We start from the raw sequence: 22,509 nt of genomic DNA on the forward strand, positions 1-22,509 counted from the left end.
GCGTCCGCGCAGGCGGGGACGGTGAGCGATCAGGGCGGGAGCGTGCCGTCCTGCCTCCTCGGGAGCGGCGACGGCACGGGCCGGCCCGGGCAGGGCGAACCCGGCACGCGGCTGCCGGCATGAGGGGTGCCGGGCGGCTCCTTGCATGCCTTCACCTATGACCCGGCGGCGGCGAGGTTAATCCTGGGTGTCGCAGATTCGCAGGAGAGGACGTACCGGGCGGGCCGGCGCGACGGCCCGCCCGGATCCGTGTCAGCGCAGGAAGGCGGCGGCCACACCCGCGTCGACCGGGACGTGCAGCCCCGTCGTGTGGGTGAGGTCGCCGGCGGTGAGCACGAAGACCGCGGCGGCCACGTGCTCGGGCAGCACCTCCCGCTTGAGCAGGGTGCGCTGGGCGTAGAACTCGCCCAGCTTCTCCTCCTCCACCCCGTAGACGGCCGCGCGGTTCGCGCCCCAGCCGGAGGCGAAGATGCCGGAACCGCGTACCACGCCGTCGGGGTTGATGCCGTTGACGCGGATGCCGTGCCCGCCCAGCTCGGCCGCCAGCAGCCGCACCTGGTGCGCCTGGTCGGCCTTGGCCGCGCCGTAGGCGACGTTGTTCGGGCCGGCGAAGACGGCGTTCTTGGAGGAGATGTAGACGATGTCGCCGCCCATGGCCTGACCGATCATGACCTTGGCGGTCTCGCGCGAGACCAGGAACGAGCCGCGCGCCATGACGTCGTGCTGCAGGTCCCAGTCGGCCAGCGAGGTCTCCAGCAACGAGCGCGACAACGACAGACCGGCGTTGTTGACCACCAGGTCCACGCCGCCGAAGGCGAGCACTCCGGCGCGCACCGCCGCGGCGACCTGCTCCTCCGACGTGACGTCGACCGCGACCGCCACGGCGACGTCGGGCTCGCGGTGGGCTCCCGCGCCGAGCTCGGCGGCCACCTTCTCGGCGGCGGCCGCCTCGCGGTCGGCGACGATCACGCACGCGCCCTCGGCGGCGAGTCTGCGCGCGGTGGCCGCGCCGATGCCGGAGCCGCCGCCGGTGACCAGCGCGACACGGGTGGCCAGCGGCTTCGGCCTGGGCATGCGGCGGAGCTTGGCCTCCTCGAGCTCCCAGTACTCGATACGGAACTTCTCCGACTCGGGGATGGGGGCATAGGTGGAGACGGACTCGGCGCCGCGCATGACGTTGATGGCGTTGACGTAGAACTCGCCGGCCACGCGGGCGGTCTGCTTGTCCCTGCCGAACGAGAACATGCCGACGCCCGGCACCAGCACGATCGCCGGGTCCGCGCCGCGCATGGGCGGCGCGGCCGGGGTGGCGTGGCGCCGGTAGTAGGCGGTGTAGTCGTCGCGGTAGGCGGCGTGCAGCTCGCGCAGCCGCTCGGCGGCCTGCTCCAGCGGCGCGTCCGCGGGCAGGTCGAGCACCAGCGGCGCGACCTTGGTGCGCAGGAAGTGGTCGGGGCAGGACGTGCCCAGCGCCGCCAGCCTCGGATGCTCGGCCCGGGCGACGAAGTCGAGCACCTCGGGCGTGTCGGTGTAGTGGCCGACCACGCGCATGTCGGTGGAGGCCAGGCCGCGGATCACCGGGAACAGCGCGGCGGCGCGGGCGTGCCGCTCCGGCTCGGGCAGCGCCGGGTGGACCACCGGGCCGAACGGGTCCTCGCGGCCGTGCTCGGCGAGGTACGCCTCCGCGGTCCTGATGATCTCCAGCGAGCGGGCCTCGCACTCCTCGGACGTCGAGCCCCACGCGGTGATGCCGTGGCCGCCGAGGATGCACCCGATGGCCTGGGGGTTCGCCTCCTTGATGGCGGCGATGTCCAGGCCCAGCCGGAAGCCGGGCCGCCGCCACGGCACCCACACCACCCGGTCGCCGAACACGCGCCGGGTCAGCTCCTCGCCGTCGGCGGCGGTGGCCAGCGCGATGCCCGCGTCGGGGTGGAGGTGGTCGACGTGGGCGGCCTCGACGAGGCCGTGCATGGCGGTGTCGATCGACGGCGCCGCCCCGCCCCTGCCGTGCAGGCAGTAGTCGAAGGCCGCCACCATCTCGTCCTCGCGCTCCACGCCAGGGAAGACGTCCTTGAGCGCGCGCAGCCGGTCGAGGCGGAGCACGGCGAGGCCGGACTCCTTGAGCGTGCCCAGGTCCCCGCCGGAGCCCTTGACCCAGAGCAGCTCGACGTCCTCGCCCGTGACCGGGTCGGGCGCGGCGCCCTTGGCCGAGGTGTTGCCGCCCGCGAAGTTGGTGTTGCGCGGGTCGGCGCCCAGGCGGTGCGATCGTTGCAGCAGCTCGTTGATGACGTTGGACATGTTGGTGGACATGTTGGTGGACATGGTGGTTCAGGCCCCCCAGCCGGCCTGCTGACCGCCGACGCGCTCGGCGGCGATCTTCTCGAAGTATCCCGACCCGGCGTACGCGGCCATCGGGTCGCGCGCGAGGCCCATCTCCTCGCGCAGCTCGGCCAGCAGCGGGCGCACGTCGGTGTTGTAGGCGTCCATGAGAACGGCGTTGGCGCCCAGCACGTCACCCTCGGCCTGCGAGGCCGACAGCGCGTCGCGGTCCACCAGCAGCGCCTTGGCGGTGGCCTCCTGGACGTTCATGACCGAGCGGATCTGGCCCGGGATCTTGGGCTCGATGTTGTGGCACTGGTCGAGCATGAAAGCCACGCCGGCCTCGGGGTCGAGCCCGCCGCCGCGGACGACCTCGTACATGATGCGGAACAGCTGGAACGGGTCGGCGGCGCCCACCATGAGGTCATCGTCGGCGTAGAAGCGGGAGTTGAAGTCGAAACCGCCGAGCTTCCCCTCGCGCAGCAGGAACGCCACGATGAACTCGATGTTGACGCCCGGCGCGTGGTGGCCGGTGTCGACCACGACCTGTGCCTTGGGGCCCAGCTTGACGCAGTGGGCGTACGCGGTGCCCCAGTCGGGCACGTCGGTGGCGTAGAAGGCCGGCTCGAACAGTTTGTACTCCAGCAGGAACCGCCGGCCGTCGCCGAGCCGCTCGTAGACCTCGGCCAGCGCCTCGGCCAGGCGGTCCTGGCGGGCCCTGAGGTCGTCCTGGCCCGGGTAGTTGATGCCGTCGGAGAACCACAGCTTGAGGGTGTCGGAGCCGGTGGCGTCCATGATGTCGACGCACTCGAGCAGGTGGCCGGTGGCCTTGCGGCGCACCCGCGCGGACGGGTGGGTGACGCTGCCGAGCATGTAGTCGTCGTCCTGGAAGACGTTGGAGTTGATGGCTCCGATGCCGACACCCAGCTCGCGGGCGTGCCGGGCGAGGTCGGCGTAGTCGTCCACCTTGTCCCACGGGATGTGCAGGGCGACCGTGGGGGCGATGCCGGTGTGGGCGTGCACCTGGGCGGCGTCGGCGAGCTTCTCGTACGGGTCGCGCGGCACCCCCTTCTGGGCGAACACCTTGAACCGGGTGCCGCTGTTGCCGTACGCCCAGGAGGGTGTCTCGATGTGCTGCGCCCGCAGCACGGCCTTGATGTCAGTCATTACTCCCCGATCAGTCCAGGTGGAAGACTTCGGTCAGCGGTTTCATGCCCTCGTCGGGCCGGCCGTCGAGGTTTTCGAAGAACGGCGCCATCTCCGCCTGCCAGCGGGCGTTGACCTCGGTCTCGGCCATGGCCTTCTGGGCGGCCTCGAAGTCCTCGGTCTCCAGATAGCCCACGAGCAGGCCGTCGTCCCTGAGGAAGAGCGAGTAGTTGTGCCAGCCGGTGCGCGACAGCGCCTCTCGCATCTCCGGCCAGACCTCGCGGTGGCGCTCGCGATATTCCGCCAGCCGCTCGGGACGGACTTTCAGCAGGAAGCAGACGCGTTGCACCGGCACTCCCCTCAAAACGTTTTAATGTATCGCCAGGAAACTATGATTCCAGCCCTCCCCTGTCAATGCGCACCCGGCCCTCCCCCGGTCCCGGCGCAGGTGAGGACGCCGGGACCGCACGGCGGGATTCAGCCGGTGATCACGCGGACGTCGCCGGCCGCCACGGTGACGGATTCGCCCGACGCCGTGGTCACGACGGCGTCCTCGGCCGTGTGGTTGATCGCGAACAGGTGGGAGCGCCCCTCAGGGTGGGAGCGCCGCACGACCTCGACCCCCGGCGGGCACGTCGCGGGCGGCACGACCTCCGCCTCGGCGCAGACCGCGGCGATCACCTCGGCCAGCGCGTCGTCGTGCAGCCTCGTGGTCAGGTAGTGGGCGGCGCCCTCGCCCCACCCGTTACGGGTCCAGGCGGGCTCCCCGGTGGCGTACGTGTCGAGGACCTTCGCGCTGGTGGCGTGCGCCAGCTCGCTCCACACGCCGGCCGACCAGCCGGAGGCCAGCGAGACCGGGCCGTCCAGCGGGAAGAACTCCTCGACGGTGACGCCCAGCAGGTCGCGCCACGCCCCCGGGTAGCCGCCGAGGCGCACCCGGTCGTGCTCGTCGACGATCCCGCTGTACGGCCCGACGAGCGTCACGCCGCCCGCCCGTACGAACCGCTCCAGGTTGGCCGCCCCCGAGTCGCTCACCAGGTAGAGCGCGGGCACCAGGACCAGGCGGTAGCCCGTCAGGTCGCCCTCGGGGTGCGCCAGGTCGCAGGTGAGCCCGGCCCGCCACAACGCGGCGTGCCAGCGCTTGGCCTCCTCCACCGGGTCGAGCTCGGACGAGGGCTGGGCGGGATGGTCCTGCGCCCACACGCTTGAGTGGTCGATCAGGATGGCGGCGTCGGCCTTGACCCTGCTGCCCGCCACCTCGGCGAGCCCGGCCAGCTCGGCCCCGAGCGCGGTCACCTCGCGCCAGATCTTGGTGTCGACGCCGGCGTGCGGGAGCATCGCCGAGTGCCACTTCTCGGCGCCGGCGCGCGAGGCCCGCCACTGGAAGAACATGATCCCGTCGGCGCCCCTGGCCAGGTGGGCCAGCGAGTTGCGGCGCAGCTCGCCGGGGGCCTTGGCGCGGTTGCGCGGCTGCCAGTTGACCGCGCTGGTCGAGTGCTCCATCAGCAGCCAGGGGCGGCCGCCGTTGAGCGAGCGCGCGTAGTCGGCGGCGAAGGCCAGGTCGATGTGGGGTTCGGCGCGGGCCTCGATCAGGTAGTGGTCGGTGGAGACGACGTCGAGCTCGGCGGCGAAGGCCCAGCAGTCCATGTCCCAGTGGGCGCCCGCCATGAGGTTGGTGGTCGCGGGCACGCCCGGGCTCAGCTCCCGCAGCAGGTCGCGTTCGGCGAGGTAGAGCTCGATGAGCGCGTCGGAGCTGAACCTGCGGAAGTCGAGCTGCTGGCCGGGGTTGGGGAAGCTCGGGGTGTCACGCGGCGGCAGGATCTGCGCCCACTCGCTGTAGTGCTGGGACCAGAACGCGGTGCCCCAGGCGTCGTTGAGCGCCTCCAGTGAGGCGTAGTGGGAGCGCAGCCAGGCACGGAACGCGGCGGCCGAGGTGTCGCAGTAGCAGCGGGCGTTGTGGCAGCCGTACTCGTTGTGCACGTGCCACAGGGCCAGGGCCGGATGGTCGCGGTAGCGGGCGGCCACCTGCTCCGTGATGCGCAGTGCCTTCTCCCGGTAGATCGGCGAGCTGGGGCAGAAGCCCTGCCTGCTGCCGTGGTGCAGCCGCCGGCCGGCGGAGTCGACCGGCAGCGCCTCGGGGTAGGCGTCGCCGAACCAGGGCGGCGGGGCGGCCGTCGGCGTGGCCAGGTTGGCCGCGATCCCGTTGGCGGCCAGCAGGTCCATGACCTGGTCGAACCAGCCGAAGTCGAACACGCCTTCGGCGGGCTCCAGCAGCGACCAGGAGAAGACGCCCACGCTGACCCGGTTGACGCCGGCCTCGCGCATCAGCGCGACGTCCTGCTCCCACGTCTCCTCGGGCCACTGCTCGGGATTCCAGTCCCCGCCGTAAGCGATGACATCCGGCATGAAGCCTGCCTTTCGAGTTGCTGTTAACGCTCACAACCGGTGACGCCCGGTTCACGGAGGGATTAAAACGTTCCGCGGCGTACGGCACAAGCCCCGGTCACCGGGCAGGACCCGCAGGACGCCGCCCGCGTGTCGGCGGCGTCCTGCCCGGTCGCAGACCCACCCTCGAATAGAACGTTTTACTTCCTGCGCGGGAGGTTAGGGTTCCCTGCGCGGCAGTGTCAACGCAGATCGCCGTGGCGACCGGCACCGCGACTGGCGCGAGAATCGTTAGTACGTTTTAATGAGGGCCCATGGCCATGGTCAGCATCAAGGACGTCGCCGCGCACGCCGGCGTCTCCCCCGGCACGGTCTCCAACGTACTGAACCGGCCAGGAAAAGTCGCGCCCGCCACCAGGGAGCGGGTGGAGGCGGCCATCAGCGAGCTCGGCTTCGTCCGCCACGGCTCCGCCTCGACGCTGCGCGCCGGGCACAGCAGGACGATCGGCCTGAGCGTCATCGACATCGGCAACCCCTTCTTCACCGAGGTCGCCGCCGGGGTCGAGGACGTCGCCAGCCAGCTGGGCTACGCCGTGATCCTCGGCAACTCGGCCGGCTCGCAGGACAAGGAGGACCGCAACCTGCGGGTGCTGGCCGAGCACCGCGTACGCGGCGTGCTGATCACCCCGTCGGGCGAGGACCCCGCGCGGCTCGAACGGCTGCGTGAACACGGCATCAGCGTGGTGCTCGTCGACCATCCCGCGCACCGGCCCGACCAGTGCGCGGTCGCCGTGGACGACGTCGGCGGCGGCCGGGCCGCGGTCGCCCACCTGCTGGGCCGGGGCGCCACCGGCATCGCCTACGTGACCGGCCCGCTGACCATCCGCCAGTGCGTGGAACGTCAGGAGGGCGCGAGGGCCGCGATGCGCGCCGCCGGGCTCGACCCCGCCGGCCTGCGGGTGATCGAGGCGATGACGATGACCGCCCGCGCGGGCGAGAAGGCGGCCGCCGACCTGATCGCGGGCGGCCTGCCCGAGTCCGTCTTCTGCGCCAACGACCTGCTGGCCCTCGGCGTGCTGCGAGCCCTGCTGCGGGCCGGGGTGCGGGTGCCCGAGGACGTCGCGCTCATCGGCTACGACGACATCGACTTCGCCGCCGCCTCGACCGTCTCGCTCAGCTCGATGCGCCAGCCGACCTACCAGCTCGGCCGCATCGCCACCGAGCTGCTGCTCGACGAGTGCGACAACCCCGAGACCCACGCGCACCAGCACATCATGTTCCAGCCCGAGCTCGTCGCCAGGGAGTCCACGCAGTGAGCCACCGTTTCGCCGCCGTCGATCTGGGCGCCTCCAGCGGCCGGGTGATGCTGGCCGACCTGTCCGGCGGGCCGAGCCTGACCGAGGCGCACCGGTTCGCCAACGGCCCGGTGCGCGTGGCGGACCGGCTGCACTGGGACATCCTCGGCATCTACCGGGAGATCCTGGCGGGACTGCGCGCCGCCGGGCCCGTCTCCTCCGTCGGCGTGGACTCGTGGGCCGTCGACTACGGGCTGCTCGACGAGTCGGGCCGGCTGATCGGCAACCCCGTGCACTACCGCGACGACCGCACGCGGGGCGTGCCCGAGCGGGTGGCCGCCCTGGTGGGCGCCGAGACGCTGTACGACGTGTCGGGCCTGCAGGTGCTGCCGTTCAACACCCTCTACCAGTTGCTGACCGACCGGCTCGACGGCGCCGCGACGATGCTGCTGATCCCCGACCTCATCGGCTACTGGCTCACCGGCGAGGTGGGCGCGGAGGTCACCAACGCCTCCACGACGGGGCTGCTCGACGTACGCACCAGGTCGTGGGCGTGGCCCCTGATCGAGCGGCTCGGGCTGCCCGCCCGCCTCTTCCCGCCGCTACGGCAGCCCGGCGAGCCGATCGGCGGGCTACGGCGCGACGTGGCCGGGGAGATCGGCTGGTCGGCCCCCGTGAGGGCGGCGGGCTCGCACGACACGGCCTCGGCGGTGGCCGCCGTGCCCGCGTCGGGGCCGGCCTTCGCCTACATCTCGTGCGGCACGTGGTCGCTGGCCGGCGTGGAGCTGCCCGGCCCTGTGCTGACGCCGCAGAGCCGGGCCGCGAACTTCACCAACGAGGCCGGCATCGACGGAACCGTCCGCTACCTGCGCAACGTCATGGGCCTGTGGCTGCTGCAGGAGTGCATGCGCGCCTGGCCCGGCTCCGACCTGGGCGAGCTGCTCAAGGCCGCGGCGGCCGAGCGGCCGTTCGCCGCCGTGGTCAACCCCGACAAGCCGGTGTTCCTGCCGCCGGGCGACATGCCGGCCAGGATCGCGGCCGAGTGCCGCCGCACGGGCCAGCGGCCTCCCGCCTCGCCCGCCGCCTACACGCGCTGCGTGCTGGAGAGCCTGGCGCTCGGGCACCGGCGGGCCGTACGCCAGGCGATGGAGCTGTCGGGGCGCGACGTCGAGGTCGTGCACCTGGTGGGCGGCGGGTCGTACAACGAGTTGTTGTGCCGGCTCACGGCCGACGCCTGCGGGCTGCCGGTGGTGGCGGGCCCGGCCGAGGCGACCACGCTCGGCAACGTCCTGGTGCAGGCGCGCGCGGCCGGGCTGGTCTCCGGCCTGGAGGAGATGCGCTCGCTGGTCGCCTCCTCCCAGCCGCTGCGCCGCTACGAGCCGTCCGGCGACGCCCGGCTCTGGGACGAGGCCGCCGCCCGCGTCTTCTGACCCTTCCGGTTTCCGCTCCGGGCCGTCAGGGCACGAGTGGGTCCGGGGAACATCGGGGGTCTCGTGGACCGTACGGGCCGCGGCCAGGAGAGCGGAGCGTGAGCTGCGGATGAAGCGGAAGGTCGTCGAATACCTGCCGTTCATGGGCGTCGTCCTGATGGTGTGCACGGCGTCCTGGCTGGTGGGCAGGTCATATCCGGCCAGGCCGGTACGCCGCCGCGCCTGAGACGGGTGCCGGCCGCACGTCTTGGCCGGGGTCCGGCTGCCTGCGGCCGGGGAGCGACGTACGATCAGCAGATGACCGAAAAGACCGAAACCACGCCTGGATGGCTCGCTCCCGAAGAACTGGAGTCGGTGCGCGGCCAGCTGCCCGTCCTCTACGTCGACGCCGTGCCGGTGCGCGTCGACGACACCGGCGTGGTGACTCACGTCGGCCTGTTGCTGCGCATCGCCGCGGACGGGACCGTCAGCAGGGCACTGGTTTCGGGGCGGGTGCTGCTCCATGAGCGCATCCGTGACGCGCTCATGCGCCACTTGGAGAAGGACCTCGGCCCCGTGGCGTTGCCGAGGATCCCGGCCTCGCCCCAACCGTTCACGGTCGCCGAGTATTTCCCCACGCCCGGCATCACGCCCTACCACGACCCGCGCCAGCACGCGGTGTCGCTGGCCTACATCGTGCCCGTGGCGGGCGACTGCCGGCCCCGGCAGGACGCCCTCGACCTGGTGTGGTTCACCCCGGAGGAGGCGGCGTCGCCGATGGTGCAGCAGGAGATGCCCGGCGGGCAGGGCGTGCTGCTGCGGCAGGCGCTCGCCCACGTCGGCTGCCTGCCTTGAGCGCAGGTCACCGGCCTTCAGCGGGCGGAGGTCGCCTGCCCTGAGCGGAGTGCTCCGAGCCGGGGTCAGGGCCGTTCGGCGCCCCGGCGTACCCAGTCGTAGAGCGGGTCGCCGGGGCACGAGGTGGCGAAGCCGTCACGGTGCCCCTTGACCTCGTTGCCGGCGTCGCCGTGCTCGCGCAGGTATTCGATGGCGTCGACGAGGGCGTGCAGCAGGTCGTCGTTGGGCTCGGTCAGCCCCGAGCTGCCGACCAGCGCGAGCACCGCGTAGTGGCCGGAGTTGAGGCCCGCGCCGTTGGCGGCGGGCAGCGCGTGGGGACCGCGGCCCATGAACGTGTAGCGGTGGGGGCAGCACACCATGCTGTAGCCGACGTCGATGTAGGTCTCGCCACGGCCGCCCGACATGTGCATCTTCTGGATGTCTCTCACCAGGTCTCCGCACTTGTCATGGTTGGCGGACTCGACCAGGTCGGCCGGCACCTTGCCGCCGGTGTAGTGGATCTTCACCCCCTTGGTGGACTCCAGGCGGGTGTACTCGCTCGTCGGCTTCTTGGCGTGCCACTCGGCACGGGTGATCAAATTCATGGGTTCCTCTCCTGAACGGCATACTCTAGCCATCACCCCGCCAACCATGTGTAATGAGCACATCACATAAGGTGACTGTGGTGGCCTCCCGCGAGGGTGACGGTTGCCTGCCGTTTCCCAGGTAACGCGAGAGAAACACACCGATCGCCGGACTCGGGCCATGGGCTCCCGGTCGCCGCCGGATTTTCGTGCTTCTTCCCGGCGTGGCGCCTCCCTAGCGGAAGCCGCGGGCCGTGCGGTCGTGGCGGAAGGCGTCGAGGCGGTCGAAGTCGAGGGTGTGGACCGACACGGGCGCGGTGGGAGGGGCGGAGAAGAAGCCCGTGTGCGCCGGCGGGCAGGGGTTGGCCAGGCCGGTGACCCCGGCGCAGGGTTGCCCGAGGTAGGTGGCCTCGTGGTCCCAGTCGCTGACGGCCACGTACGTGACGAACTCGTACGCCCGCGCCACGCTCATGTGGCGCCACAGCTCGCGCGCCGGGGCGGGCCCGTCCCAGCGGGTGAGGGAGAAGGCGGGCACCAGGACCGCGTCGAGCCCGTCGTGACCGGCCAGGCTCGCCGAATACCACAGGTCGGCGCAGAGCAGCACGCGCAGGCGCCGGCCGTGCAGGTCGAAGCCGGTGCCGGGCCGGCCGGGCAGCACTCCCGAGCGGCGTTCGATCCCGTAGGGGTGCACCTTGTCGTACTCGGCGAGGAGCGTGCCGTCAGGGCCGGCCACGGCTCCCCTGTTGACGGCGCTCCCGTCGGCGGCGGTGTCGTAGTGGGAGCCGCCGACCACGGCCGTGCCGGACCGCAGGGCCAGCGAGCGGACGCGGTCGAGGTAGTCGTCACGGGGCAGGCTCGATCCGGCCAGTTCGGGCAGCACCATCACGTCGCCGCTCCGGGAGCCGGCGAGTTCCTCGATCGCGTCGAAGTTGGCGTGGCCGTCAGGGGACCAGCGGGGAGGTTGAACCAGGAGGATCTTCACTTCTCCACTGTGGCTCAGGCGAGGGTGCCCGGGATCGCGGCCAGCAGTTCGCGGGTGTAGTCGTCCGACGGATGGTCGAAGATCTCCTCGGCGGTGCCGCTCTCCACGATCCGCCCCGTGCGCATGACGTGCACGGAGTGCGAGATCATCCGTACGACGGCCAGGTCGTGGCTGATGAACAGGTAGCTCAGCCCCAGCTCCCGCTGCAGGTCGGCGAGCAGTTCCAGGATCTGCGCCTGGACCAGCACGTCGAGCGCGGAGACGGCCTCGTCGAGCACGACCAGCTCCGGCGAGAGGGCGAGGGCCCTGGCGATGGCCACCCGCTGGCGCTGGCCCCCGGACAGCTCGTGGGGCAGCCGCTCGGCCGTCGACGCCGGCAGCGACACCTTCTCCAGCAGCTCGGCCGCCGTTCTCACGCGTTCGGCGGCCGTGCCGACGCGGTGCACGCGCAGCGGTTCGGCGATCGACTTGCCGACGGTGTAGCGGGGGTCGAGCGAGGCGTACGGGTTCTGGAAGACCGGCTGGACGCGCCTGCGGAAGGCGAACAGCTCCCGCCTGCCCAGCGCGGTCACGTCCGTGCCGTCGAAGCGGATGCGGCCCGAGGTGAGGTCGTCGAGGCCGAGCAGCAGGTTGGCGGTGGTCGACTTGCCCGAGCCCGACTCGCCCACGATGGAGACGGTACTGCCGCGCGGGATGGTGAAGGAGACCGCGTCGACCGCGGTGATCTCCTCGCCGGTGCCCCTGAGCGGGTAGACCTTGCTCAGGTCCTCGACGACGACCAGGTCGCCGACCAGGTCGCCGGCCGGGTCGCCGGCCGGGTTGTCTGAGGCGCGCGGCGGTTCGAGCAGGCGCACCGACGACAGGCTCGGCACGGCCTTCAGCAGGCGCCTGGTGTACTCGTGGCCGGGCTCGGCGAGGATGGCAGCGGCGGGCCCGGTCTCGACGATCTCGCCCTGGTACATGACGGCCACCACGTCGGCCCGCTCGGCGGCCAGCGCCAGGTCGTGGGTGATGAGGAAGACCGCCGTACCCATGTCGTCGGTCAGCCGCGCGAGCTGGTCGAGGATGCGCCGCTGTACGGTGACGTCGAGCGCGGAGGTCGGCTCGTCGGCGATGAGCAGCCTGGGCCGGCAGGCCAGTCCCATGGCGATCAGGGCGCGTTGCCGCATGCCGCCGGAGAACTCGTGCGGATACTGCCCGATCCGCCGCTCCGGGTCGGGGATGCCGGCCATGTCCAGCAGCTCGACCACGCGGGCGCGGGCCGCCTTCCCCGTGGCGACGCCGTGCACCTCCAGGGCCTCGGCGATCTGGTCGCCGATGCGCATGAGCGGGTTGAGGTTCGACATCGGGTCCTGCGGGACCAGGCCGATGCCCGCGCCGCGGATCGCCGTCATCTCGCGCTCGCTCGCCGTGGCCAGGTCGCGACCCTCGAAGACCACCTGGCCGCCGGTGATACGGCCGTTGCCGGGCAGCAGCCGGTTGACCGCGGCCGCCGTCGTGGACTTGCCCGAGCCCGACTCGCCGACGACCGCCACGGTCTGGCCGGGCAGGATGTCCATCGAGACGTTCTTGACGACGGTGACGTCCTGCCGCCGGGTACGGAAGGCGACCGAGAGGTCGCGGATCTCCAGGAGCGGGCTCATACGGTCCTCGATCGTTCGGTGGTGGCCTGCAGCAGGTCGGCCCAGAGCGCCTCGGTCGGCACCGGCGTGCCCTCGACCAGCAGGCGGTTGCTCGCCAGCACGAGGGCGACGTCGCGGCCCGGTACGAAGCCGACGGCGCAGCCCACGTAGCCGGGATGGCCGAGCACGGTGACCGTCTCGCCGGCGAGCGGCAGGTCGTACCTGCGGAAGCCGAGGGCCTGGGCGGGGTCGGGCCCTGCGGCGAAGAACTCCCGCGCGACCTCGGGCCGCCACAGCCGGTCGTGCTCCTCGTAGCGGGACATGGCAGTGGCGTACCTCAGCAGGTCGGGCACGGTCGAGAAGAGCCCGGCGTGCCCGGAGACCCCGTCGAAGGCGTGGTAGGCGTTGCCGTCGGCGACCTGCCCGAGCACGGGCTCGCGGCGCCAGCGGGCGAAGTCGCCGCTGCGGTACGGCACGGGGTACGGCTCCCCCGTGTCCAGCATGCGCATCTCGACCCGGTCGTCCAGGGCGCTCATGGCGGCCTCGACGCCGGCCGGGCGGGCGTACGTGGTCTTGGTGAGCCCGAGCGGCCTGGTGACCAGCTCGGCCACGGCCCGTTCCAGGCGCAGCCCCGTGACGGCGGAGATGATCCGGCCGAGCAGGACGAAGCCGAGGTCGGAGTAGTGCCGCGCGCGGCCGGGCCGGTAGCGCGGGGGCGGTAGCTGCGGCTGGATGTAGAGCGGCCACCACTCCCACAGGCCGCCCCGGTGCAGCAGCAGGTCGCGTACGGTGATCGCCTCGTACGACCGCGGCAGGTACGCGCTGAGCGGCGCGTCGAGGTCCACGAGCCGGTCGGACACCAGGCGGATGAGCGCCGTCGTCGTCGCCACGACCTTGGTCACGGAGGCGAGGTCGTGGTAGGTGTCCAGGGTCATCGCCGCGACGCCCTCGCGCTCGCCGTCGATCCAGCGCACAGTGCGGTGGCCGGTGCACTCGGTGAGGTCGAACCAGGGCGTGCGCGCGGCCATGACCCTGCCGGGTGGCGCCTTCATCGCGCCAGCACCAGTGACGTGGGCGGGGCGGCGAGAGGCGCGGGCAGCACGAGCGGGCCGGCGCCGGGGGTCAGCGTGCCGAGCACGCGGGCGGCCCGCGCGCCCGTCCCTCCGGGCACGGTGCCGGGCAGGCCGTGCGCGCTCAGCCAGCCGATGAGGGCGAACGCGATGGCCTCCTTGTCGTCGGCGGGCGCGCCGAGGTCGTCGGAGAGGCGTACGTCCACGGCGGGCAGCGCCGAACGCAGCCCGTCCATGATGACGGGGTTGCGGCAGCCACCGCCGGAGACGACCAGCGTGCCCACCCCGGCGGCCCGCACGTCGTCGGCGACCGTGCGCACGGTCAGCTCGGTGAGCGTGGCCACCAGGTCGGCGTCACCCACCTCGCCGCCCGCTCTGGCCAGCGCCTCGTCGACGTAGCCGGGGTGGAACAGCTCCTTGCCGGTGCTCTTGGGCGGGGCCAGGTGGTAGTAGGGCTCGTCGAGCAGCGCCTCCAACAGCCGCGGCGACACCCGGCCGGAAGCCGCGATCCGGCCGTCCTCGTCGAAGCCGCGGGCGTTCAGCGCCCGGCCCGTCACCACGGCGTCGATGAGCGCGTTGGCGGGGCCGATGTCGTAGGCGTACAGCTCGTTCCCGCGTACCACGGTCATGTTGGCGATGCCGCCGAGGTTGAGCGCACCCGCGCCGCCCTCGTACGCGCCGAGCAGCAGCCCGTCCAGCACCGACACGAGCGGGGCGCCGTGCCCGCCGGCGGTGATGTCCCTGACGCGCACGTCGGACAGCACGGGTGTCCCCGTACGCTCGGCGATCCAGGCCGGCTGGCCGATCTGCAGCGTGCCGCGCGCGTGCGCCCCCTCGACCCAGTGGAAGACGGTCTGCCCGTGCGACACGATCAGGTCGGCGGGCCCGCCCTCGGCGATCGCCGCCGCGGCGGCCTCGGCGAAGCACTGCCCGATGAGGGTGTCGAGCTCGCACACCTCGGCCAGGGTGGTGGGGGCGGGCGGCAGCGCCGCGATCAGCCGGGCGCGCAGTTCCTCCGGGTACGGCGTGCTCGCCGTGTGCCCGACCCGGCCGCGGAGCACGCCGTCCGCCAGGGCGAAGTCGACCACGGCCACGTCGATCCCGTCGTGCGACGTGCCGGAGATCATCCCGAGAACCTTCATGCCCGCTCCTCCAGCGCCTCGCGCAGCCTGCCGCCGGCTCCGGCCAGCCGGGCCGCCGCGTCGCGCGGTGCCAGGCCGAAGCGGGCGGCGACGACCGCCTGTTTCACGTTGAAGCCGTTGGCGTCCAGCACGGCCAGCGCCTCCTCGCGCCCGGCGCCGGTGATCGCGCACACGATGCGCACGGCCCGCTCACGGAGCTTGCCGTTGGTCGCCTTCACGTCGACCATCAGGTTGCCGTACGTCTTGCCGAGCCGCACCATGACGATCGTCGAGAACATGTTGAGCACGAGCTTCTGCGCCGTGCCCGCCTTGAGCCTGGTCGAGCCGCTGACCACCTCGGGCCCGACGAGCACCTCGACAGCGTGGTCGGCGGCCTCGCTCAGCGGCGTGCCCGCGTTGCACGACAGTCCCACGGTCAGCGCGCCGAGTTCGCGCGCCCGCCGCACGGCGGCCAGCACGTACGGGGTACGCCCGCTGGACGCGATGCCCACCACGGTGTCGAGCGGCCCGACGCCGGCCGCGTCCACGGCCGCCGCCCCGGCCTCCTCGTCGTCCTCGGCCCCTTCGCAGGGCGACACGATCGCGCTCTCACCGCCGGCGATGATCGCGAAGACCTGCTCGGGCGGCGTGCCGAACGTGGGCGGGCACTCGGAGGCGTCCAGCACACCGAGCCGCCCGGGGGTCCCCGCGCCGACGTAGATGAGCCGGCCGCCCGCCCGCACCCGTTTGGAGGTGGCCTCGATCGCCTCCGTGATCCGCGGCAGCGCCTCGGCGACCGCCGCGGGGACGGCGGCGTCTGCCGCGTTCATGGTCGCGGCCAGCTCGCCCACGCTCATCGTGTCGATGCCGGCGAACCGGGGGTCGGCCGTTTCCGTCGTCAGGTCTGAGAGGTTCACCGCTTGCCTCGGTTTCGCGGGTCGAGAGTGTCGCGCAGGCCGTCGCCGAGCAGGTTCAGTCCCACCACGAGCAGGACGACGACCGCGCCCGGCGCGATCAGGGTCCAGGGGGCGATGAACACGAGGCTGCGCGCTTCGTAGATCATGGACCCGAGCGACGGCGCCGGCGGCGGCGTGCCCAGGCCGAGGAAGCTCAGCGACGCCTCGGTGAGCACGGCCCACGACAGGGAGAGCGCCACCTGCACGACGATGATCGAGGTGATGTTGGGCAGCACGTGGCGCAGCATGATCTGCCAGCGGCTCAGGCCGGTCGAGACGGCCGCCTTGACGTACTCGACCTCCCTCAGCGACAAGACGGGGCCGCGGGTGACGCGGATGAAGATGGGCACGTACACGATGGCGATGGCCACGGCGATGGTGAAACGGTTGCGGTCCAGCACCGAGGCGAGCGACAGCGCCAGCAGCAGCGGCGGGAACGCGAACAACACGTTGGTGACGCCGCCGATCGCGCCGTCGGCGACGCCCCGGTAGAAGCCGGACACGAGCCCGCCCAGCGTGCCCACCACGGTCGCGAACGCCACCGCCACGACCGCGACGAACGCGGAGTTGCCCACGCCGGCCGCCACGCGGGAGAAGACGTCCCTGCCGAACTGGTCGGTGCCGAACAGATGCTCGCCCGACGGCGCGCGGAAACGCGAGGGCGGATGCTGGGCGATCGGGTCGTACGGCAGCAGCCCGGCGTACGACAGCACCGCCACGGCGGCCAGCAGCACGAGGATGACGACGCCCGCGAGCCCGGCGGGGCTGCGCCGCAGCAGCGCGGTCATGACGCCCTCACCCGGGGGTCGATGATCCGGTAGAGGCCGTCGGTCAGCAGGTTGACGACGACGAAGGCCAGCGCGATCACGAGCACGGTGCTCTGCACGACCGCGTACTCCTTCTGCTGGATGCCCAGCAGCACTTGCCTGCCGATGCCCGGCACGGAGAAGATCTGCTCGACCACCACCGCGCCGCCGAGCAGGTAGCCGAACTGCAGGCCCGTCATGGTGACGATGGGCACCAGCGCGTTGCCGAGCACGTGCCTGACCTGCAGCCGCCGTTCCGGCACGCCCTTGGCGCGGGCGGTGCGCACGAAGTCGTGCGAGCGCACCTCCAGCACCGCCGTGCGGGTGGTGCGCAGGATGGGCGCCGCGATGCCGAAGCCGAGGACGAGCGAGGGCAGGAACATCTGCTGCAGGTTGAGCAGCGGGTCGTCGGCGAGCGTGGCGAAGCCCTGCCCGTTGGGGTTGAACCCGAACGACGCCGCGAACACCGACAGCAGCGTGGTGCCCAGCAGGAAGGCCGGGATCGACAGCCCGGCCAGGCTGACGAGCTGGCCGGCGGCGTCCCTGGGGGCGTTGGCCTTCGACGCCGAGACCATGCCGAGCGGCACCCCGATGAGCAGGGCCAGCACGATCGAGAACACCGCCAGCTCGAACGTCACCGGCAGCGCGTGCAGGGTCAGGTCGAGCACGCTCTGCTGGGAGCGGGCCGAGTAGCCGAAGTTCCCGGTGACCATGTTGCCGAGCCAGGCGAAGAACTGCGTGACCAGCGGCTGGTCCAGGCCGTAGTACTGTTCGAGCGCCTGCTTCTGCGCCGGCGTGAGGGCCGCGGCCTCGGTGCCGAGCCCCGCCGTGATCTGGTTGCCGGGAATCGCCCGGAGCATGACGAACACGAACACGGCCACCCCGAACAGGGTGCCCAGGGTGCTCGCCACGCGCCGGACGACCCGGTTGCCTGCGATCCTGCGCATCAGCTGACGGACGTGGTGCGCAGGTACTGCAGCGAGCCGCTGGCCATCGGGACGAAGCCCTGCACGTTCGATGTGGTCGCGGTGTAGGTGTAGCCGGCGAACAACCAGACCCAGGCGGCGTTGTCCTCCAGGTGGGCGGCGATCCGGTCGTAGATCGGCTTGCGGGCGGCCTGGTCGGTGGTGGCCTTGCCCTCGGCGAACAGCTTGTCCAGTTCGGGCGAGCTGTAGCCGGCGACCTTGTTGAGGTTGCCGTCGCTGGTGAAGTAGCGGCCGTAGGAGCCGTCGGGGTCGGGGCGGCCGCCGTTGAGCGCGACGGCGGCGTCGAAGTCGGCCGCTACCCAGCGGTCCACGAACGCGCCCGACTCCAGCACCTCCAGCTCCAGGTTGATCTTGGCCTCGGCGAGCTGCGCCTTGAGGTTCTGGGCCTCGTTGACGGAGGTGGCGTACTCGCCCTGGGAGACGATGGTCTTGACGGTCACGCCGCCGGCCTTGCCCGCCTTGGCCAGGTAACCGGCCGCCTTGGCCAGGTCGCGCGTGGGGCAGGGGCGCTTGGCCGGGTCCGACCTGTAGGCCGGCGCGGTGATCGGGCCGGTCACCTCGCCCTCGCCGAGCGCGGCCGTGTCGAGCACCTGCTTGCGGTCGATCGCGCACTGGATCGCCAGCCGCACGTTGACGTCCTTGAGGTCGCCGTGGCGGGCGTTGAGCTGCAGGACGTGGTAGTTGAGCTGCGGTGTCTTGGCGACCGCGATGGTGCCGCCGCCCTCGGCGGTCTGGGCGACGAGCGGGTCGTCGAAGACGGCGAGCTGCACGTTGCCCGACTGCATCGCGGCCACGATGGACGACTCGTCGGGGATCACCCGGAACTCGACCGTCGGGACCTTCGGCTTCTCGGGCCCCCAGTACTTCTCGTTCCTGGCCAGCGTGATCGACTGGCTGGCCACCCGCTTGCCCAGCGTGAACGGTCCGGTGCCGTTGGGGGTGGTGGTGAGCTCCTGCTCGGTGTCCTCGGAGGAGAGCATGGCCATGTTGACGGTGGCGAGGTTGGCGGGCAGCGCCGCGTCGGGGCCGCTCAGCTCCAGCACCACCGTGTGGGCGTCGGGTGCCTCGACGGACTTCACGGACGACAACGACGCCCTGGCCACGGCCGCCGTCTTCTCGTCCATGATCTTCTCCAGGGACGCCTTGACATCCTCGGAGTCGAACGTGCTGCCGTCGGCGAAGGTCACGCCCTGGCGCAGTTCGAGCGTGAGCTTCTCGCCGTTCTCCGAGGCCTTCCAGGACTCGGCCAGGCCAGGCACCACGTTGAGGTCCTTGTCGAACTCCGTGAGGGTGCCGTACAGGTTCTGCAGCACGTTGACGGCCTGGAACTGGGTGGCCTTCCAGGGGAAGAGCGTGTCCGGGTCGGAGGTCACGCCGACCACGAGGCCCTTGGCGGGCGTGTCGCCGCCCGCCGTGGGGGCGGAGGAGGACGAACAGCTGGTGAGGGCGATGGACAGCGCCGCGGCGATGCCGACCGCGGAGAGCGCGCCACGGGGCATGTGGTCTCCTCGGAGGAGTAGGTCATAAAATTACGCAGACCCTACCATCAGGGTATTAATTTTCCTTTGCGGGGGGACGACGATGGGCGAGGACGCCGAGACCGTACTGATCCGCATCCGTGCGGCCATGCCCACGCTGCGGCCGTCTGAGCGGCGCATCGCGGAGGAGTTCACCGGCGACCCGGCCGCCGCCGCCAACCTGTCCATCGCCGAACTGGCCGCCCGCTGCGAGACCTCCACGACCTCGGTGGTGCGCTTCTACCAGCGCATGGGGTACGCGCACTACAAGGATTTCAGGTTCGACCTGACCAGGGCGGTGGCCAGGGAGGAGCTGACCACGTCCAGCCTGCCCGAGGTGTCCGGCGACATCGACCGGCACGACAGCCTGGAGGGCATCGTCTCCAAGGTGGCGATGAACGAGACGCTGTCCATCGCCGACACGGCCCGCGCGCTGGACATGGAGGCGCTCGGCGACGCGGTCGCGCTGCTGCTCGGAGCCCGCAGGATCGACACCTTCGGCGTCGGCGCGAGCGCCCTCGTGGGGCTCGACCTGCAGCAGAAGTTGTCGCGCATCGGGCGTACGGCGATCAACTGGCACGACGCCCACTCGGCCTGGACCTCGGCGGCGACGCTCGACGGCTCCTGCGTGGCGGTCGCCGTCTCGCACACCGGCGCCACCACCGACACGGTCGAGTTCCTCGCGATCGCCCGCGCGTCGGGCGCCTCCACCCTGGCCATCACGAACTTCCGCGAGTCGCCGCTGGCCGGCACCGCCGACGTGACGCTGACGACGGCCGCGCGGGAGACCAGGTTCCGCTCGGGCGCGCTGGGCAGCCGCATCGCCCAGCTCATGGTGGTCGACTGCCTGTTCACGGGCGTCGCGCAGGCCTCCTACGACACCTCGATGGAGGCGCTGCGCAACACGTACGCGGTGGTGCACGACCGGGCCGCCCACAAACGCGGCTAGGACACGTACGGCTCGAAGAAGCGGGTCAGCAGGCCGGTCAGGCGGTCGAGATACTCCTCGCCCGCCTGTGCGGTCGCCGGCCGGGGGTCGCCCAGCACGCCGGTCTCCGACAGCGCCCTGGTGCCGTGCTCGAACAACCTGCGCGCGGTCGGCTCGTCGAAACGGCCGCCGAAGCCGGCCTCGGCCCGGTCCATGTCGACCAGGTCGGGCCGGAGCGCGAGCACGATCGACGTCTCGGCCTCCCCCGCGTGCGAGCCGCTGACCTCGGGCGGGAACCCGCGCTCCTGCGCGGCCTCCGCCAGCGCCCCCACGAACTTCTGCAGGTCGGTGTAGGGGACGAACCGCGCGCCGCCCACCCGGCCCTCCGTCTCCGCCCGCAGCGCGGCCAGCGGCGCGAAGTTGCCGCCGTGGCTGGGCAGGACCAGCACGGTCTCGAACCCGTGGGCGGCCAGGCTCTCGCAGCAGCGCAGGATCACGGCCTTGAACGTGTCCTCGTCGAGGGTGACGGTGCCGGGGAAGGCCATGTGGTGGGTGGACACCCCGAGCGGGACGGTCGGGGCGAGGATCACTCCGGGCAGCAGATCCGCCACCCGGGCCGCGAGGGCGTCCCCGAGCATGGTGTCGGTCACCAGCGGCAGATGAGGGCCGTGCTGCTCGGTGGAGCCCGCCGCGAACAGCACGGTCCGCGCGCCCGCGGCCATCCGTTCCTCGACCTGCCGCCAGGTCATCTCGGCCAGGCGCGGGGCCGGAGTACGTGGACCGGTCATGTCGTGCTCCCTGTGCCGTGCCAGACCTGGTCGAAGACGCGCAGCCAGTTGCCGCCGAGGACGGCCCGGCTCTCGTCCTCGGTGTAGCCGCGCTCCAGCAGCCGCTGCGTCAGGGTGGGCAGGCCCGAGGCGTCGTCCAGCCCGTCCGGGAAGTGCCACGGAGGTGGCGGGTAGGTGGCCGCCGACCAGATGCCGTCGCGTACGTACTGCTCGTAGAGCTCCATCGGCGGGTTGCGGATCGTGTAGTCGAGCCCGATGCCGACGTGGGCGACCCCCACCAGGTCGGCGACGTAGGTGATGGCGTCGACGAAGCGGTCGAGCGTCGGCGGCGACTGCGCGGACAGGAAGCCGGGGAAGCCGTTGATCCCGACCAGCCCGCCGGTCGCGGCGAGGTCCCTGATCAGGGCGTCCGAGATGTTGCGCGAGCTGGGATGCAGCCCGGCGGGGTTGGAGTGGGAGGCGACGACCGGCGCCGTGGACAGCGCGACGGCCTCGTGGCTGGTGCGGGCGCCGGTGTGCGAGACGTCGATGACGATGCCCAGCCGGTTGAGCTCGGCGACGACCGTACGGCCGAGCGAGCTGAGACCCGCGTCCGACGGCTCCTCGCAGCCGTCGCCGACGGGGCTGCGCTGGTTGTAGGCGAGCTGCACGACCCGTACGCCGAGCCGCCAGAACAGCTCGACGAGGTCGGCTTCGTACTCCAGCGCGTGGGTGCCCTGGAAGTGCAGGACCACCGCGAGCCGCCCGTCCCTCTTCGCCTGGCGGATCTGCTCGGCCGAGGTCGCGAGCACCAGCTGGTCAGGGCGTTCGCGCAGGTAGCGGAAGGCCTCGGCGAGGAGGGAGACCGCCCTGCGGCAGTCCTCGAACGCCACGAAGCTGACCACGCAGCAGGTGGCGCCGCCGTCGATCCAGGTCTGCAGCCGCTCCCTCCAGTGGAAGCCCGGACAGGTGCCGTCCACGATGATCGCCGAGTCGTGGAGGTCGCGTGCGGGTCGGGTGAGGGTCGTGGCCGGCCCGGGCTTCTGCGTCGACACGGGCATCTCCTCCTTACCGGACGCCGGGCGTGGTCCGCCCGTCGTCCTCCGGCCGCCCCGCCCAGAGGCCGCGGGCGTGGTTGACGTGCGTGGTCATCAGTTCTTCCGCGCCCGGCCTGTCGCCCGCGGCGAGCAGGTCGAGCAGGCGTACGTGCTCGCGCGCGGACTCCACGAGCGAGGCGGCGCCCCGCAGCTTCGGCAGCGCCGACAGCCGGGTCTGGTTGCGCAGCAGCCGGACGAGCTCGACGTAGCGCGGGTTGCCCAGCAGCGCGGTCAGCGACAGGTGGAACTCGCTGTCACGCACGACGAACGCCACCATGTCGCCGTTCGCCGCGTGCTCGACGAGCTCCTCGGCCAGCGGCCGCAGCTTCCCCAGCTCGGGCACCGGCCGCAGGTCGGCCAGCCGGCCCATCGCGGGCACCTCCAGGGTCAGCCGGATCTCGACGATGTCGTCGAGCTCCTTGCCGGTGGCCACGCGGACCCGGAACCCGCGGTTCTGGACCATCTCGACGAGCTCTTCCTTGGCCAGTTCGAGCACGGCCTCCCGGACGGGCGTCGCGGAGACGCCCAGCTGCGCCGCGATGGCGGACATCGAGTAGATCACGCCGGGGGTGAGGGAGCCGGCGATGATCTGGCCCCTCAGCTGCGCCGCGGCCTCGTCGCGCAGGTTGCGGCGGGGCAGCGACTCGAACCGGGGCTCCGGCCTCGTCATAGGGCGCTCCTTCTGCAG

General features: G+C 72.0%; 20 protein-coding genes. 4 read left to right on the forward strand and 16 right to left on the reverse strand.

The features are described from left to right. Positions 1-252: 252 nt before the first annotated feature. The 4 genes from E1295_RS03135 to E1295_RS03150 form a co-directional block, all read right to left on the reverse strand. Positions 253-2,319, reverse strand: a complete 2,067-nt coding sequence (locus tag E1295_RS03135) for a bifunctional aldolase/short-chain dehydrogenase (protein ID WP_246079804.1) — start codon at positions 2,317-2,319, stop codon at positions 253-255. Positions 2,320-2,325: 6 nt separating this feature from the next. Continuing rightward, the gene (rhaI, locus tag E1295_RS03140) at positions 2,326-3,483 is read right to left on the reverse strand and encodes an L-rhamnose isomerase (protein ID WP_132628120.1); all 1,158 of its coding nucleotides are present in this window, start codon (positions 3,481-3,483) and stop codon (positions 2,326-2,328) included. A gap of 10 nt (positions 3,484-3,493) precedes the next feature. Further along, complete coding sequence (locus E1295_RS03145) at positions 3,494-3,811, reverse strand: L-rhamnose mutarotase (RefSeq protein WP_132628121.1); 318 nt, start codon at positions 3,809-3,811, stop codon at positions 3,494-3,496. A gap of 128 nt (positions 3,812-3,939) precedes the next feature. After that, a complete protein-coding gene (locus E1295_RS03150; RefSeq protein WP_132628122.1) occupies positions 3,940-5,868 on the reverse strand; it encodes a beta-galactosidase in 1,929 nt (642 codons plus the stop codon). 293 nt (positions 5,869-6,161) lie between these two features. Here E1295_RS03150 and E1295_RS03155 point away from each other — a divergent pair, with 293 nt between their 5' ends. From E1295_RS03155 to E1295_RS03165, 3 genes are all read left to right on the forward strand, one after another. After that, on the forward strand, positions 6,162-7,163 hold the full coding sequence (locus E1295_RS03155; protein WP_132628123.1) for a LacI family DNA-binding transcriptional regulator: 1,002 nt from the start codon (positions 6,162-6,164) through the stop codon (positions 7,161-7,163). Beyond that, positions 7,160-8,572, forward strand: coding sequence for a rhamnulokinase (locus E1295_RS03160; RefSeq protein WP_132628124.1), 1,413 nt, complete (start codon positions 7,160-7,162; stop codon positions 8,570-8,572). The genes E1295_RS03155 and E1295_RS03160 overlap by 4 nt, the downstream gene beginning before the upstream one ends. A gap of 297 nt (positions 8,573-8,869) precedes the next feature. Beyond that, a complete protein-coding gene (locus tag E1295_RS03165; RefSeq protein WP_132628125.1) occupies positions 8,870-9,406 on the forward strand; it encodes an NUDIX hydrolase family protein in 537 nt (178 codons plus the stop codon). Positions 9,407-9,471: 65 nt separating this feature from the next. Here the strand turns inward: E1295_RS03165 and E1295_RS03170 are convergent, their stop codons facing one another. The 9 genes from E1295_RS03170 to E1295_RS03210 all read right to left on the reverse strand — a co-directional run bounded on the left by E1295_RS03170 (position 9,472) and on the right by E1295_RS03210 (position 19,011). Continuing rightward, positions 9,472-9,990, reverse strand: a complete 519-nt coding sequence (locus tag E1295_RS03170; RefSeq protein ID WP_132628126.1) for a peptidoglycan recognition protein family protein — start codon at positions 9,988-9,990, stop codon at positions 9,472-9,474. Positions 9,991-10,204: 214 nt separating this feature from the next. Further along, positions 10,205-10,951: a carbon-nitrogen hydrolase family protein gene (locus tag E1295_RS03175; RefSeq protein WP_166427050.1), complete on the reverse strand. Its 747-nt coding sequence runs from the start codon at positions 10,949-10,951 to the stop codon at positions 10,205-10,207. Between the two features lie 14 nt (positions 10,952-10,965). Beyond that, positions 10,966-12,594: an ABC transporter ATP-binding protein gene (locus E1295_RS03180; RefSeq protein WP_132628128.1), complete on the reverse strand. Its 1,629-nt coding sequence runs from the start codon at positions 12,592-12,594 to the stop codon at positions 10,966-10,968. After that, complete coding sequence (locus E1295_RS03185) at positions 12,591-13,625, reverse strand: serine hydrolase domain-containing protein (RefSeq protein ID WP_132628129.1); 1,035 nt, start codon at positions 13,623-13,625, stop codon at positions 12,591-12,593. The genes E1295_RS03180 and E1295_RS03185 overlap by 4 nt, the downstream gene beginning before the upstream one ends. After that, on the reverse strand, positions 13,622-14,785 hold the full coding sequence (locus tag E1295_RS03190; protein WP_132628130.1) for an anhydro-N-acetylmuramic acid kinase: 1,164 nt from the start codon (positions 14,783-14,785) through the stop codon (positions 13,622-13,624). The genes E1295_RS03185 and E1295_RS03190 overlap by 4 nt, the downstream gene beginning before the upstream one ends. Continuing rightward, complete coding sequence (gene murQ, locus E1295_RS03195; RefSeq protein ID WP_132628131.1) at positions 14,782-15,681, reverse strand: N-acetylmuramic acid 6-phosphate etherase; 900 nt, start codon at positions 15,679-15,681, stop codon at positions 14,782-14,784. Before murQ ends, E1295_RS03190 begins: the two co-directional genes overlap by 4 nt. Further along, a complete protein-coding gene (locus E1295_RS03200) occupies positions 15,678-16,508 on the reverse strand; it encodes an ABC transporter permease (RefSeq protein ID WP_132628132.1) in 831 nt (276 codons plus the stop codon). The genes murQ and E1295_RS03200 overlap by 4 nt, the downstream gene beginning before the upstream one ends. Then, a complete protein-coding gene (locus E1295_RS03205) occupies positions 16,505-17,473 on the reverse strand; it encodes an ABC transporter permease (RefSeq protein ID WP_132628133.1) in 969 nt (322 codons plus the stop codon). Before E1295_RS03205 ends, E1295_RS03200 begins: the two co-directional genes overlap by 4 nt. Further along, complete coding sequence (locus tag E1295_RS03210; protein WP_132628134.1) at positions 17,473-19,011, reverse strand: ABC transporter substrate-binding protein; 1,539 nt, start codon at positions 19,009-19,011, stop codon at positions 17,473-17,475. The genes E1295_RS03205 and E1295_RS03210 overlap by 1 nt, the downstream gene beginning before the upstream one ends. Before the next feature lie 82 nt (positions 19,012-19,093). Between E1295_RS03210 and E1295_RS03215 the strand changes: the two genes are divergently transcribed. Continuing rightward, positions 19,094-19,978, forward strand: coding sequence for a MurR/RpiR family transcriptional regulator (locus E1295_RS03215; RefSeq protein WP_132628135.1), 885 nt, complete (start codon positions 19,094-19,096; stop codon positions 19,976-19,978). On the opposite strand, the gene E1295_RS03220 is transcribed toward E1295_RS03215, so the two are convergent. Genes E1295_RS03220 through E1295_RS03230 form a run of 3 tightly spaced genes read right to left on the reverse strand, consistent with a single transcriptional unit; the run spans position 19,975 to position 22,491 of the window. Further along, the gene (locus tag E1295_RS03220; RefSeq protein WP_220448516.1) at positions 19,975-20,745 is read right to left on the reverse strand and encodes a creatininase family protein; all 771 of its coding nucleotides are present in this window, start codon (positions 20,743-20,745) and stop codon (positions 19,975-19,977) included. The genes E1295_RS03215 and E1295_RS03220 overlap by 4 nt on opposite strands. Continuing rightward, entirely contained in the window at positions 20,742-21,779 is a 1,038-nt protein-coding gene (locus E1295_RS03225; protein WP_166427051.1) for a dipeptidase, read from the reverse strand. The genes E1295_RS03220 and E1295_RS03225 overlap by 4 nt, the downstream gene beginning before the upstream one ends. A 13-nt stretch (positions 21,780-21,792) precedes the next feature. After that, positions 21,793-22,491 (reverse strand): GntR family transcriptional regulator, encoded by a 699-nt coding sequence (locus E1295_RS03230; RefSeq protein WP_132628137.1) that lies wholly within the window; start codon positions 22,489-22,491, stop codon positions 21,793-21,795. Positions 22,492-22,509: the final 18 nt, after the last annotated feature.

Origin of the sequence: Nonomuraea mesophila, assembly GCF_004352805.1 — a bacterium.
GTDB lineage: Bacteria > Actinomycetota > Actinomycetes > Streptosporangiales > Streptosporangiaceae > Nonomuraea > Nonomuraea longispora.

What these genes read in the sequence shown, in the direction of transcription:
- E1295_RS03135 (WP_246079804.1), bottom strand. Translation starts at nt 2,319, where the DNA reads ATGTCCACCAACATGTCCACCAACATGTCCAACGTCATCAACGAGCTG.
- rhaI (WP_132628120.1), bottom strand. Translation starts at nt 3,483, where the DNA reads ATGACTGACATCAAGGCCGTGCTGCGGGCGCAGCACATCGAGACACCC.
- E1295_RS03150 (WP_132628122.1), bottom strand. Translation starts at nt 5,868, where the DNA reads ATGCCGGATGTCATCGCTTACGGCGGGGACTGGAATCCCGAGCAGTGG.
- E1295_RS03155 (WP_132628123.1), top strand. Translation starts at nt 6,162, where the DNA reads ATGGCCATGGTCAGCATCAAGGACGTCGCCGCGCACGCCGGCGTCTCC.
- E1295_RS03165 (WP_132628125.1), top strand. Translation starts at nt 8,870, where the DNA reads ATGACCGAAAAGACCGAAACCACGCCTGGATGGCTCGCTCCCGAAGAA.
- E1295_RS03170 (WP_132628126.1), bottom strand. Translation starts at nt 9,990, where the DNA reads ATGAATTTGATCACCCGTGCCGAGTGGCACGCCAAGAAGCCGACGAGC.
- E1295_RS03180 (WP_132628128.1), bottom strand. Translation starts at nt 12,594, where the DNA reads ATGAGCCCGCTCCTGGAGATCCGCGACCTCTCGGTCGCCTTCCGTACC.
- E1295_RS03185 (WP_132628129.1), bottom strand. Translation starts at nt 13,625, where the DNA reads ATGAAGGCGCCACCCGGCAGGGTCATGGCCGCGCGCACGCCCTGGTTC.
- E1295_RS03190 (WP_132628130.1), bottom strand. Translation starts at nt 14,785, where the DNA reads ATGAAGGTTCTCGGGATGATCTCCGGCACGTCGCACGACGGGATCGAC.
- E1295_RS03200 (WP_132628132.1), bottom strand. Translation starts at nt 16,508, where the DNA reads ATGACCGCGCTGCTGCGGCGCAGCCCCGCCGGGCTCGCGGGCGTCGTC.
- E1295_RS03205 (WP_132628133.1), bottom strand. Translation starts at nt 17,473, where the DNA reads ATGCGCAGGATCGCAGGCAACCGGGTCGTCCGGCGCGTGGCGAGCACC.
- E1295_RS03210 (WP_132628134.1), bottom strand. Translation starts at nt 19,011, where the DNA reads ATGCCCCGTGGCGCGCTCTCCGCGGTCGGCATCGCCGCGGCGCTGTCC.
- E1295_RS03215 (WP_132628135.1), top strand. Translation starts at nt 19,094, where the DNA reads ATGGGCGAGGACGCCGAGACCGTACTGATCCGCATCCGTGCGGCCATG.
- E1295_RS03220 (WP_220448516.1), bottom strand. Translation starts at nt 20,745, where the DNA reads ATGACCGGTCCACGTACTCCGGCCCCGCGCCTGGCCGAGATGACCTGG.
- E1295_RS03230 (WP_132628137.1), bottom strand. Translation starts at nt 22,491, where the DNA reads ATGACGAGGCCGGAGCCCCGGTTCGAGTCGCTGCCCCGCCGCAACCTG.